This window comes from Streptomyces sp. NPDC017520 (assembly GCF_044329855.1).
GTDB lineage: Bacteria > Actinomycetota > Actinomycetes > Streptomycetales > Streptomycetaceae > Streptomyces.
In genome coordinates, this window is record NZ_JBIRKB010000026.1 from 1 (window position 1) to 12,435 (window position 12,435).

Consider the following 12,435-nt stretch of genomic DNA (forward strand, 5'->3'; position numbering starts at 1 on the left):
TTCACCGCGGACCCGTTCACCGTCCACACCCGGTGGATCGAGACCGAGTTCGTCAACGACATCAAGCCCTTCGCCGCACCCGCCGACGCGGACACCGACGACGAGGCCGGCCGGGAGACCGTCGTCGTCGAGGTCGGCGGCAAGCGCCTGGAGGTCTCGCTCCCCTCCTCACTGGGCATGTCCCTGGCCCGCACCGGCCTCGCCGCCGGCGCCAAGCCCAAGCGCCGCGCGGCGAAGAAGGCCGGCTCCGCCGCCTCGGGCGACAGCCTCGCCTCGCCCATGCAGGGCACCATCGTCAAGATCGCGGTGGAGGAGGGTCAGGAGGTCAAGGAGGGCGACCTCGTCGTCGTCCTGGAGGCCATGAAGATGGAGCAGCCGCTCAACGCGCACCGCTCCGGCACCGTCAAGGGGCTCACCGCCGAGGTCGGCGCCTCGGTCACCTCCGGCGCCCTGATCTGCGAGATCAAGGACTGACCGCCCGCACACCCCGAAGGGGCCCGGTCCACGTCGTGAAGACGCGGGCCGGGCCCCTTCGTCACAGTGGCATCCTGGAACCCACAGAAGGTCCGAGGTCCGAGGACCGAGGGAGGGACGGAAGCCATGGCAGGGGCGATCCCGATGGAGACGAGCACGGCACAACCACCGGTCCGGCCGATGCGCGCGGACGCGCGCCGGAACCACGACCGGCTGGTGGGCGAGGCTCGCAGGGTCTTCGCCGAGCACGGCACGGACGCGTCGCTGGAGGACATCGCCCGCCGGGCGGGGGTGGGCATCGGCACCCTCTACCGGCACTTCCCGAACCGGGACGCCCTGATGAACGCGGTCTTCCAGGACGCCCTGAGCTCGCTCCTGGACCGCTCCCGCGAGCTGGCGGCGGCGGAAGCCCCGTGCCGGGCGCTGGTGGACTGGCTGGGCGCGATCGTCACCCATGCGGGTGAGTACCGCGGCCTGGCCCACGGCCTGATGTCCGCCTCGCACAACGGGAGCTCGGCACTCGTCCAGTGTCACCTGCCGCTCCGGGAGGCGGGCGCGGGGCTGCTGCGCCGGGCCCAGGAGAGCGGGTCGGTGCGGGCGGACGTCTCGATCGACGATCTGCTCCAGCTCACCAACGCGATCGCGCTGGCGGCCGAGCAGTCGCCCGACGACCCGGAGTTGGCGGAGCGGCTGCTGCGGCTGACGCTGCGCGGGCTGAAGTAGCGCGCGTGAACCCGGGGCTCCGCCCCTGCGCCCGGCGTGGTCGGCGCTGCGCGGGGCCTCTCCCCGCCCCGCCCCTTCCCGAACCCGGGGCTCCGCCCCCGGACCCCGCTCCTCAAACGCCGGAGGGGCTGAAAGGCGGCCCTACCGCCGCCGCAGGTCCGCCACCCGGGCCCGCTGCTCGCCCGGCACGTCCGCCAAGGCGGAAGCGCTGCGGAGCTGCGGTCCGAGACCGCCGTTCTGCGTGCGCCGCTGGCCGGGCAGCGGCATGTCCCGGCGGGGCTGACGCCCCGGTGGGGGGCCGTCCCCGCCGGACGCGTCCGCGCCCGGGCCGGCCACCGTGATCTCCACACCCTGGTCCGCCAGGGACTGGAGCTCGGCGGCGGCCCGCTCGTCGTGGGGCGGGGGCTCGTCCGTGACCAGGCGGGTGATCAGTTCGGTGGGCACCGTCTGGAACATGGTGTCCGAGCCGAGCTTGGTGTGGTCCGCCAGGACGACCACCTCCGCGGCGGCCTGCACGAGAGCCCGGTCGACGCTGGCCGAGAGCATGTTGGAGGTGGACAGGCCGCGCTCCGCCGTGAGACCGCTCCCGGAGATGAAGGCCCGGGAGACCCGCAGCCCCTGGAGGGACTGCTCGGCCCCGCTGCCCACCAGCGCGTAGTTGCTCCCGCGCAGGGTGCCGCCGGTCATGACGACTTCGACCCGGTTGGCATGGGCCAACGCCTGGGCCACCAGCAGGGAGTTGGTGACGACGGTCAGACCGGGGACCCGCGCGAGCCGGCGGGCCAGCTCCTGCGTGGTCGTGCCGGCGCCGACCACGATGGCCTCGCCCTCGCCGACGAGGCCTGCGGCCAGGTCGGCGATGGCAGTCTTCTCCGCGGTGGAGAGATGGGATTTCTGCGGAAAGCCGGACTCCCGCGTAAAACCGCCCGGCAAGACCGCACCGCCGTGCCGGCGGTCGAGGAGTCCTTCTGCCTCCAGTGCCCGCACGTCCCGCCGTACGGTCACTTCGGAGGTCTGGACGACGCGGGCGAGCTCACGGAGCGATACCGCCCCGTTGGCACGCACCATTTCGAGGATCAACTGACGACGTTCTGCAGCGAACACGGAACTGACAGTAACCTGACCGCAGGTGAGTTTTCAGCAGTTTGCGCCGAATAGCAGAAGTTGTACTTCAAAGGGGCCTCCAAGTGGTATAGGAGGCCCCTTTGTTGGTCGGCGGTGATCGCCAGGCGGTCACCGCGCCGCCCGGACTGCTGCCCCGTTGCGGCGAGATGCCGGAAATGTCGCGCTTGCCGGGCTCTCAGCCCTCGCCCGTGAGCTTGCGGGTGTGCAGTTGCCGGGCCACTTCGGCGATCGATCCGGACAGGGACGGGTACACGGTGAATGCGTTTGCGATCTGTTCCACCGTCAGGTTGTTGTCGACCGCGATCGAGATGGGGTGGATCAGCTCGCTGGCGCGCGGCGCGACCACGCAGCCGCCGACCACGATCCCCGTACCGGGACGGCAGAAGATCTTGACGAAGCCGTCGCGGATGCCCTGCATCTTGGCGCGCGGATTGCGCAGCAGCGGCAGCTTCACCACCCGGGCCTCGATCTTGCCCGCGTCGACCTCGGCCTGGCTGTAGCCGACGGTGGCGATCTCCGGGTCGGTGAAGACGTTGGCGGAGACGGCCTTGAGGTTCAGCGGGGCGACCGCGTCACCCAGGAAGTGGTACATCGCGATGCGGCCCTGCATCGCGGCGACCGAGGCCAGCGCGAAGATCCCGGTGACGTCACCGGCCGCGTAGACGCCGGGGGCGCTGGTGCGCGAGACCCGGTCGGTGAGGACGTGCCCGGAGTCCTTGAGCCGTACGCCGGCCTCCTCCAGCCCCATGCCCGCGGTGTTCGGGATGGCGCCGACCGCCATCAGGCAGTGCGAGCCGGTGATGACCCGGCCGTCGGCCAGCGTCACCTCGACCCGGTCGCCGACGCGCTTGGCGGACTGGGCGCGGGAGCGGGCCATGACGTTCATCCCGCGGCGGCGGAAGACGTCCTCCAGGACGGCGGCGGCGTCCGGGTCCTCGCCGGGCAGCACCCGGTCGCGGGAGGAGACGAGGGTGACGCGCGAGCCGAGCGCCTGGTAGGCCCCGGCGAACTCGGCGCCGGTGACCCCGGATCCGACGACGATGAGCTCCTCGGGAAGCTCGTCGAGGTCGTAGACCTGGGTCCAGTTCAGGATGCGCTCGCCGTCGGGCTGCGCGTCCGGGATCTCCCGGGGGTGGCCGCCGGTCGCTATCAGCACGGCGTCGGCGGTGAGCCGCTCCTCGGTGCCGTCGGCGGCGGTCACGACGACCTGGCGGGACCCGTCGGCGGCCTGGAGCCCGTCGAGCCGGCCCCGGCCGCGCATCACGCGGGCGCCGGCCCGGGTGACGGAGGCGGTGATGTCGTGGGACTGGGCGAGCGCGAGGCGCTTGACCCGGCGGTTGACCTTGCCGAGGTCCACGCCGACGACCCGGGCGGCCTGTTCCACGTGCGGGGTGTCGTCGGCGACGATGATGCCCAGCTCCTCGTACGAGGAGTCGAAGGTGGTCATCACCTCGGCCGTGGCGATCAGGGTCTTCGAGGGCACGCAGTCGGTGAGGACCGAGGCCCCACCCAGACCGTCGCAGTCGACGACGGTCACCTCCGCACCGAGCTGGGCGCCCACCAGGGCTGCCTCGTAGCCGCCGGGGCCGCCGCCGATGATCACGATCCGGGTCACGAAAAGTCCGCCTCGCGTTGTGTAACCCGCGGCCGTCTGCCGCCCCGGCCGGGGGTCCGGGGGATCGCCCCGGGGGAATGCAGTACGTACTCCATTGTCCCGCACGCGCCAAAGCGCTTCGCCCCGGGGCCCTCCATACGGGAAAGAGGGCGTCCCCCGCACGGGACGGAACGGTCGGGAAACCGCACCGGGGCCCACCCCGCGCTCCCCCGACCGGGGCCTTCGTCACAGGAACCGCCGCTCCCGCGCCCACCTCCCGTACCCTCGGTCCCATGTCGCTCTACGCCGCGTACGCCGGCAACCTCGACGCGCGGCTGATGACCCGCCGCGCTCCGCATTCCCCGATGCGCAGCACCGGCTGGCTCAACGGCTGGCGGCTGACCTTCGGCGGGGAGCAGATGGGCTGGGAGGGGGCGCTGGCCACCGTGGTGGAGGCGCCGCGCTCCCAGGTCTTCGTCGCGCTGTACGACCTGGCGCCGATGGACGAGGACTCGATGGACCGCTGGGAGGGTGTCGGGCTCGACATCTACCGGCGGATGCGGGTGCGGGTGCACACCCTGGACGGCGAGGAGCCGGCCTGGATGTACGTGCTGAACGGCTACGAGGGCGGGCTGCCCTCGGCGCGCTATCTCGGCGAGATCGCGGACGCCGCGGAGTCCGCCGGCGCACCGCACGACTATGTGATGGAACTGCGCAAGCGCCCCTGCTGACCAGGGCGGACCAGGGCCCGGTCGCCCCGCCTTCATGCAAAAGCACAAGGACCCGCGGCGCGTCTTTGCGCCAGGACATCTACGCGCGTAGGGATTCAGCGGTTACGCTCGTCCGCGTGAACGCATCTGTTATTCCGGACAACATCCAGGCCGACCCGCGGGCAGCCGCCGCCGGGGCCGCCGCACGCCTGCGCGAGCTGACCGGCGTCGAGACCCATGACGTCGCCCTGGTCATGGGCTCCGGCTGGGCGCCCGCGGGCGAAGCACTCGGCGTCCCGGAGGCCGAGTTCCCCGTGACCGATCTGCCCGGCTTCCCGGCGCCCGCCGTCGAGGGCCACGGCGGCATGGTCCGCTCGTACAGGATCGGCGAGAAGCGGGCGCTGGTCTTCCTCGGCCGCACGCACTTCTACGAGGGCCGGGGCGTCGCCGCCGTCGCCCACGGGGTCCGTACGGCGGTGGCCGCGGGCTGCGGGACCGTCATCCTGACGAACGGGTGCGGTGGGCTGCGCGAGGGCATGCGCCCGGGACAGCCGGTCCTGATCAGCGACCACATCAACCTGACGGCCGCCTCCCCGATCATCGGCGCCAACTTCGTGGACCTGACCGACCTGTACTCCCCGCGGCTGCGCGCGCTGTGCAAGGAGATCGACGACACCCTCGAAGAGGGCGTCTACGTCCAGTTCCCCGGCCCGCACTACGAGACCCCGGCCGAGATCAACATGGTCCGGGTCATGGGCGGCGACCTGGTGGGCATGTCCACGGTCCTGGAGGCCATCGCGGCCCGCGAGGCGGGCGCGGAGGTGCTCGGCCTCTCCCTCGTCACCAACCTGGCGGCGGGCCTGTCCGGAGAACCCCTCAACCACGAGGAGGTCCTCCAGGCCGGCCGCGACTCGGCGACCCGGATGGGCGCGCTGCTGGCGAGGGTGCTCGACCGCGTCTGAGCCGAGCCCTCCGGGACCGGTCCTGGCTTGGACCCTTCGGGACCGGTCCTGGGGACCTTCGGGACCGGTCCTGGGGACCTTCGGGACCGGCTCAGGCGAAGGCCTCCGGACCAGTCCCGGCTGGGCCCTCCTGGCCGAGCCCTCCGAGGCCGGTCCTGGCTGGGCCCTCCAGGGACAGGCTCCGCCCGTTCCCGCCCCTCTTTGCCCCCTCGCCCCTATGCCCTCCTCGGCCCGCCCGGCAGCGTTTCCAGCCCGTCCGGCGTTTGAGGACCGGGGTCCGGGGCGGAGCCCCGGTTTCGGGAAGGGGCGGGGAGGGGAACAGCCCGCGCAGCGCTTACACCACGCCCCGCCCACACCGCCCCGCCCGCACCCCACCCCCGTACCCCCACCCCCGCACCCCCGAAAGGCGGACCCCGTGCAGCACGACCTCATCGCGCAGGCCAGGACCTGGCTGGCCGAGGACCCCGACCCCGAGACGCGCGCGGAGCTGGGCGCGATCATCGAGGCGGGCGACGCCCAGGAGCTCGCCGCCCGCTTCGCGGGCACGCTCCAGTTCGGCACCGCCGGGCTGCGCGGGGAGCTAGGAGCCGGGCCGATGCGGATGAACCGGTCCGTGGTGATCCGGGCGGCGGCCGGCCTCGCCGCGTATCTGAAGGACCGGGGCGAGAAGGGCGGGCTCGTCGTCATCGGCTACGACGCCCGCTACAAGTCGGCGGACTTCGCGCGTGACACCGCGGCCGTGATGACGGGCGCCGGGCTGCGCGCCGCCGTGCTGCCCCGCCCGCTCCCCACCCCCGTACTGGCGTACGCCATAAGGCATCTGGGCGCGGTCGCCGGGGTCGAGGTCACCGCCAGCCACAACCCGCCGCGCGACAACGGCTACAAGGTCTACCTCGGCGACGGCTCGCAGATCGTGCCTCCGGCCGACGGCGAGATCGCCGCCGCCATCGACGCGGTCGGGCCGCTGGCGGGCGTGGAGCGCCCCGAGGACGGCTGGGAGACCCTCGGCGACGAGGTCCTGGCCGCCTACCTCGCCCGTACGGACGCGGTCCTGACCCCCGGCAGCCCCCGTACGGCTCGCGCGGTCTACACGGCGATGCACGGCGTCGGCACCTCCGTGCTGACCGCCGCGTTCGAGCGGGCCGGATTCCCGGCACCGGTCCTCGTCACCGAGCAGGCCGAGCCCGACCCCGCGTTCCCCACCGTGGCCTTCCCCAACCCGGAGGAGCCCGGCGCGATGGATCTCGCCTTCGCCACCGCGCGCCGGGCCGCGCCGGACCTGGTCATCGCCAACGACCCGGACGCGGACCGCTGCGCCGTCGCGGTGCCCGACACCGCCACGGAGGGCGGCTGGCGGATGCTGCGCGGCGACGAGGTGGGCGCGCTGCTGGCCGCGCACCTGGTGGAGCAGGGCGTGAGCGGCGTGTTCGCCGAGTCGATCGTGTCGTCGTCGCTGCTCGGCAGGATCGCGGAGCAGGCGGGCCTCGGTTACGAGGAGACGCTGACCGGCTTCAAATGGATCGCCCGGGTGGACGGCCTCCGGTACGGGTACGAGGAGGCGCTCGGCTACTGCGTGGACCCCCAGGGCGTCCGCGACAAGGACGGCATCACGGCCGCCCTGCTCGTCGCCGAGCTCGCCTCCGTACTCAAGGAGCAGGGCCGTACGCTCCTGGATCTGCTGGACGACCTGGCGCTGGCACACGGGCTGCACGCCACCGACCAGCTCTCGGTGCGGGTGGAGGACCTCTCGGTCATCGCGGACGCCATGGCCCTGCTCCGGGAGCAGCCGCCGGCCGCGCTGGCCGGTCTCGCCGTCACCTCGGCCGAGGACCTGGCGCGGGGCACGGACCGGCTGCCGCCCACCGACGGGCTGCGCTACCAGCTGGAGGGCGCCCGGGTGATCGTCCGCCCGAGCGGCACCGAGCCGAAGCTGAAGTGCTATCTGGAGGTCGTCGTGCCGGTGGCGGACGCGGCCGGGCTGCCCGCCGCGCGGGCCCGGGCGGCCGGACTGCTCGCCGGGATCAAGCGGGACCTGGCGGCGGCAGCGGGCATCTGACGCCCGGCTCTCACGCCGAAGGGCCGGCACCCCGTGGAAGGGAGCCGGCCTCTCACGCCGAAGGGCCGGCACCCCGTGGGAGGGGGCCGGCCCTTCGGCGTCCAGTCGCCCGGGCCCTCGGCCTCTCAGCCGAGCGCCCCCACCACCACGAGCAGGACGGCCCCCGCGACGGCCGGGGCGATCACCTCGTACGCCCAGCGCACGGAGCCCCGGTCCGCGCCCTCGGCGGTCGTGTCGCCGGCCCGCTCGGCGATGTCCCGCAGATCGCGGACCGTCTGGTCGGCGGATGCGGTGCGCGCGGCGGAGTCGCGGACGTCGGCGCTGACGGAGGTGCGGCCGTAAGGGTCGTCGTGCGCCGCGCGGGCCGCGCTGCGCGCCGCGCGCTTGCGGGCGCGCAGGGAGACCGGGACGGCCCACAGCTGGTACTTCGTGCCGTCCTGGGCGAGCAGCTCGGAGGAGTACGAGGCCCGTACGTCGGCGACCTCGGTCCAGGGCAGCTCGATCGTCCGGAACGGGTTGCGGACCCGGACGCGCTCGTCGTCCGCGAAGACGGCGGGCCGCAGGGTGAAGGCCACGACCAGCGGCACCACGAGGAGCAGCGTGGCCGCCGCCAGCCAGGGCACCCGTCCCTCGCCCCGGATCATGGCGTCGCCGGCCATCCAGGCGATCAGCAGGAGCAGCAGCGACCCGCAGACCAGTGCGGCGACGGAACGGTAGGTCCGTGTCGCGGTGGGCGGCTCCGCGGAAGGTGTGGGGCTCGTCATGGGGCCGATTCTGCCTGACGGGCGCGGAGGGCGGCGGAGCGGCCGTCCGCGCCCGTCAGGCGGGCCGCCCCCGCGCACGGCCCCGGAAGCGGAACGCGTGGACGGCCGGGTGCGGGACGCACGGACGGCCCGGCCCCCTGTACAGGTCGCTACGCGCGTAGATATGCTCCCCTGGTGACCATGCCCACCACTGCTCCCGCATTTTCCGACGCGACGGCGTCCGACAGTGCGCTGCGCCGCTTCCTGTTCGGGCTGCCCGGCGTCGACGCCGTCGGCCTCGAAGCGCGCGCCGCCGCCCTCGGAACCCGCTCGATCAAGACGACGGCCAAGGCGTACGCCATCGATCTCGCCATCTCGATGATCGACCTGACGACGCTGGAAGGCGCGGACACCCCGGGCAAGGTCCGGGCTCTCGCCGCCAAGGCCGTCAACCCCGACCCCACCGACCGCTCGACCCCGCGGACCGCGGCCGTCTGCGTCTATCCCGACATGGCGGCCACCGCCGCCGCCGCGCTGGCCGGCTCCGGCGTGAAGGTGGCGTCCGTGGCGACCGCCTTCCCGGCGGGCCGCGCAGCCCTCGACGTCAAGCTCGCGGACGTCCGCGACGCCGTGGCGGCCGGGGCCGACGAGATCGACATGGTGATCGACCGGGGGGCGTTCCTCTCCGGCCGTTTCCTGAAGGTGTACGAGGAGATCCTCGCCGTGAAGGCGGAGTGCGGGGCCGCCCGGCTCAAAGTGATCTTCGAGACCGGCGAGCTGTCCACGTACGACAACATCCGCCGGGCCTCCTGGATCGGGATGCTGGCGGGCGCCGACTTCATCAAGACCTCGACCGGCAAGGTGGCCGTCAACGCCACCCCCGCCAACACCCTCCTCATGCTGGAGGCCGTCCGCGACTTCCGGGCGCAGACCGGTACGCAGGTCGGCGTCAAGCCGGCCGGCGGAATCCGCACCACCAAGGACGCGGTGAAGTTCCTCGTGCTGGTCAACGAGACCGCGGGCGAGGACTGGCTGGACCCGCACTGGTTCCGGTTCGGCGCGTCCAGCCTGCTCAACGACCTGCTGATGCAGCGCCAGAAGCTCAGCACCGGCCGTTACTCCGGCCCCGATTACGTGACGGTGGACTGATAGCCATGGCATCCGCATTCGATTACGCACCGGCGCCGGAGTCCCGCGCCGTCGTCGACATCGCCCCCTCCTACGGGCTGTTCATCGACGGCGAGTTCGCCGAGGCCGCCGACGGCAAGGTCTTCAAGACCGTCTCGCCGAGCAGCGAGGAAGTCCTCTCCGAGGTCGCGCGGGCCGGCGCGGCGGACGTGGACCGGGCCGTGCGGGCGGCCCGCAAGGCGTTCGAGAAGTGGTCGGCGCTGCCCGGCTCCGAGCGCGCCAAGTACCTGTTCCGGATCGCCCGGATCATCCAGGAGCGCAGCCGCGAGCTCGCCGTTCTCGAAACGCTCGACAACGGCAAGCCGATCAAGGAGACCCGCGACGCGGATCTCCCGCTGGTCGCGGCGCACTTCTTCTACTACGCGGGCTGGGCCGACAAGCTGGACCACGCGGGGTACGGGGCGAACCCCCGTCCGCTGGGCGTGGCCGGTCAGGTCATCCCGTGGAACTTCCCGCTGCTGATGCTCGCGTGGAAGATCGCCCCGGCGCTCGCGACGGGCAACACGGTGGTCCTGAAGCCCGCCGAGACGACCCCGCTCAGCGCTCTGTTCTTCGCGGACGTCTGCCGCCAGGCCGGGCTGCCCAAGGGCGTCGTCAACATCCTCACCGGCTACGGGGACGCGGGCGAGGCCCTCGTCACGCACCCGGACGTGAACAAGGTCGCCTTCACGGGCTCGACCGCCGTCGGCAAGGCCATCGCGCGCGCCGTCGCGGGAACGGACAAGAAGGTCACCCTGGAGCTGGGCGGCAAGGGCGCGAACATCGTGTTCGACGACGCGCCGATCGACCAGGCCGTCGAGGGCATCGTCACCGGGATCTTCTTCAACCAGGGCCAGGTCTGCTGCGCCGGTTCCCGGCTGCTGGTCCAGGAGTCGGTGCAGGACGAGGTGCTGGACGCCCTGAAGCGCCGGCTGTCCACGCTGCGCCTGGGCGACCCGCTGGACAAGAACACCGACATCGGCGCGATCAACTCCGCCGAGCAGCTCGCCCGGATCACCGCCCTGGTGGAGACCGGCGAGGCGGAGGGCGCGGAGCGCTGGAGCGCCCCCTGCGAACTGCCTTCGTCCGGTTACTGGTTCGCCCCGACGCTCTTCACGAACGTCACCCAGGCGCACACGGTGGCCCGCGACGAGATCTTCGGCCCGGTGCTCTCCGTCCTCTCCTTCCGCACCCCGGACGAGGCGGTCGCCAAGGCGAACAACAGTCAGTACGGCCTCTCGGCCGGCATCTGGACGGAGAAGGGCTCCCGCATCCTCGCGGTGGCGAACAAACTCCGCGCGGGCGTCGTCTGGGCCAACACGTTCAACAAGTTCGACCCGACGTCGCCGTTCGGCGGCTACAAGGAGTCGGGCTACGGCCGCGAGGGCGGCCGCCACGGCCTGGAGGCGTACCTCGATGTCCGATAACAACCGACTTGGCGTCTTCAAGACCTACAAGCTGTACGTCGGGGGCAAGTTCCCCCGCTCCGAGAGCGGCCGGGTGTACGAGGTGACCGACTCCAAGGACCAGTGGCTGGCGAACGCACCGAAGTCCTCCCGCAAGGACGCGCGCGACGCGGTCGTGGCCGCGCGCAAGGCGTTCGGCGGCTGGTCGGGCGCGACCGCGTACAACCGCGGCCAGGTGCTCTACCGCGTCGCGGAGATGCTGGAGGGCCGCAGGGACCAGTTCGTCCGCGAGGTGGCCGCCGCCGAGGGGCTGTCGAAGTCCAAGGCGGCGGCCGTGGTGGACGCGGCGATCGACCGCTGGGTCTGGTACGCGGGCTGGACCGACAAGATCGGGCAGATCTCCGGCGGGGCGAACCCGGTCGCGGGCCCCTTCTTCAACCTCTCCACCCCCGAGCCGACGGGCGTGGTCGCGGTCCTCGCACCGCGGAAGTCGTCGTTCCTCGGCCTGGTCTCGGTGATCGCCCCGGTCATCGCGACCGGCAACACGGCGGTCGTCGTCGCCTCGGCCGACGCCCCGCTGCCCGCGCTGTCGCTGGGCGAGGTGCTGGCCACCTCGGACGTGCCCGGCGGCGTGGTCAACATCCTGTCGGGCGTCACGGCGGAGCTGGCAACCCCGCTCGCCGCCCACCAGGACGTCAACGCGATCGACCTCACCGGTGCGGACACCGCCCTGGCGAAGGAGCTGGAGATCGCGGCGGCGGACAACCTGAAGCGCGTCCTGCGCCCGCCCGTCGCCCGCCACCACCCCTCGACCGAGGCGGAGGGCGCCGCCCGTCCCTCTCCGGCGGACGCGGACGGCGCGGCGGACTCCGAGGACTGGTCGGCCTCCCCCGGCACGCACCGCCTGACGGCGTTCCTGGAGACCAAGACGGTGTGGCACCCGACGGGCGCCCTGGGGGCCGCCGGCTCCTCGTACTGACACACCCGGTGCCCGGACGGGGCCGCCCTTCCACCCCGGGGCGGCCCCGTCCGCCGTACGTCCGCGCGGGCGTCAGCCGGTGATGAGTCCGGTCGCCGTCCCGACCACGGGCAGGTCGCTCAGCGAGCCGCCACTGGTGATCGGGTCCGTGAGGACGGCCGTGGTCAGCGGCTTGAAGTCCGCGATCTGGGTGCCCACGGCGTTGTCCAGGGGGTCCGTCCCGGTGTTGGCCAGCGGGTCCAGCTGGAGGTCGGTGATCGGGGCGACACTCTCGGTCAGCGAGGTCCCGAGCGCGCTGGTCACCGCCGGTCCGGCCGTCTCGCCGACCGCCTGGAGGGCCGAGGCGCCCTGGTCCGGGATCTCCGCGACCGGGGGCAGCTGTACGGCCCCCGCGGAGCCCGCGCCGGCTCCCAGGGCGGCTCCCAGCGCGGTGAGGGTCAGACCGGCGCGCAGCAGGGCGCGACGTTCGGGCTTACGTGCGTGAAGGGCCATGTTT

At 72.9% G+C, this 12,435-nt stretch carries 12 protein-coding genes; 8 read left to right on the top strand and 4 right to left on the bottom strand.

Annotated features, from left to right (window positions below; translation table 11 throughout):
- Together ACH4KB_RS35700 and ACH4KB_RS35705 are read left to right on the top strand one after the other, a co-directional pair.
- Window positions 1-474: acetyl-CoA carboxylase biotin carboxyl carrier protein subunit (locus ACH4KB_RS35700; RefSeq protein WP_398070911.1), on the top strand; the 474-nt coding region annotated here is incomplete at its 5' end.
- Between the two features lie 126 nt (window positions 475-600).
- Window positions 601-1,197 carry a TetR/AcrR family transcriptional regulator gene (locus tag ACH4KB_RS35705; protein ID WP_398070913.1) on the top strand — a complete coding sequence of 199 codons (597 nt, stop codon included), beginning with the start codon at window positions 601-603 and terminating at the stop codon, window positions 1,195-1,197.
- A gap of 141 nt (window positions 1,198-1,338) precedes the next feature.
- Here ACH4KB_RS35705 and ACH4KB_RS35710 read toward each other — a convergent pair whose 3' ends face one another.
- Both ACH4KB_RS35710 and ACH4KB_RS35715 read right to left on the bottom strand, forming a co-directional pair.
- Entirely contained in the window at window positions 1,339-2,301 is a 963-nt protein-coding gene (locus tag ACH4KB_RS35710) for a DeoR/GlpR family DNA-binding transcription regulator (RefSeq protein ID WP_398070915.1), read from the bottom strand.
- 196 nt (window positions 2,302-2,497) lie between these two features.
- Window positions 2,498-3,937, bottom strand: coding sequence for an NAD(P)H-quinone dehydrogenase (locus ACH4KB_RS35715; protein ID WP_007458836.1), 1,440 nt, complete (start codon window positions 3,935-3,937; stop codon window positions 2,498-2,500).
- 272 nt (window positions 3,938-4,209) lie between these two features.
- Between ACH4KB_RS35715 and ACH4KB_RS35720 the strand changes: the two genes are divergently transcribed.
- The 3 genes from ACH4KB_RS35720 (at window position 4,210) to ACH4KB_RS35730 (ending at window position 7,644) form a co-directional block, all read left to right on the top strand.
- Window positions 4,210-4,647, top strand: coding sequence for a gamma-glutamylcyclotransferase (locus ACH4KB_RS35720; RefSeq protein ID WP_007458837.1), 438 nt, complete (start codon window positions 4,210-4,212; stop codon window positions 4,645-4,647).
- A gap of 116 nt (window positions 4,648-4,763) precedes the next feature.
- Window positions 4,764-5,588, top strand: coding sequence for a purine-nucleoside phosphorylase (locus ACH4KB_RS35725; protein WP_398070917.1), 825 nt, complete (start codon window positions 4,764-4,766; stop codon window positions 5,586-5,588).
- Window positions 5,589-6,003: 415 nt separating this feature from the next.
- Window positions 6,004-7,644: a phospho-sugar mutase gene (locus ACH4KB_RS35730; protein WP_398070919.1), complete on the top strand. Its 1,641-nt coding sequence runs from the start codon at window positions 6,004-6,006 to the stop codon at window positions 7,642-7,644.
- 125 nt (window positions 7,645-7,769) lie between these two features.
- On the opposite strand, the gene ACH4KB_RS35735 is transcribed toward ACH4KB_RS35730, so the two are convergent.
- The gene (locus ACH4KB_RS35735) at window positions 7,770-8,408 is read right to left on the bottom strand and encodes a PH domain-containing protein (protein WP_398070921.1); all 639 of its coding nucleotides are present in this window, start codon (window positions 8,406-8,408) and stop codon (window positions 7,770-7,772) included.
- Window positions 8,409-8,588: 180 nt separating this feature from the next.
- On the opposite strand from ACH4KB_RS35735, the gene deoC reads away from it, so the two are divergent.
- The 3 genes from deoC to ACH4KB_RS35750 are packed head-to-tail and all read left to right on the top strand — an operon-like array spanning window position 8,589 to window position 11,939.
- Window positions 8,589-9,536 carry a deoxyribose-phosphate aldolase gene (gene deoC / locus ACH4KB_RS35740; protein WP_398071029.1) on the top strand — a complete coding sequence of 316 codons (948 nt, stop codon included), beginning with the start codon at window positions 8,589-8,591 and terminating at the stop codon, window positions 9,534-9,536.
- Window positions 9,537-9,541: 5 nt separating this feature from the next.
- Window positions 9,542-10,981, top strand: a complete 1,440-nt coding sequence (locus ACH4KB_RS35745; protein ID WP_398070923.1) for an aldehyde dehydrogenase family protein — start codon at window positions 9,542-9,544, stop codon at window positions 10,979-10,981.
- Entirely contained in the window at window positions 10,971-11,939 is a 969-nt protein-coding gene (locus ACH4KB_RS35750; protein WP_398070925.1) for an aldehyde dehydrogenase family protein, read from the top strand. The genes ACH4KB_RS35745 and ACH4KB_RS35750 overlap by 11 nt, the downstream gene beginning before the upstream one ends.
- A 72-nt stretch (window positions 11,940-12,011) precedes the next feature.
- Here ACH4KB_RS35750 and ACH4KB_RS35755 read toward each other — a convergent pair whose 3' ends face one another.
- Entirely contained in the window at window positions 12,012-12,431 is a 420-nt protein-coding gene (locus ACH4KB_RS35755; RefSeq protein WP_398070927.1) for a hypothetical protein, read from the bottom strand.
- Window positions 12,432-12,435: the final 4 nt, after the last annotated feature.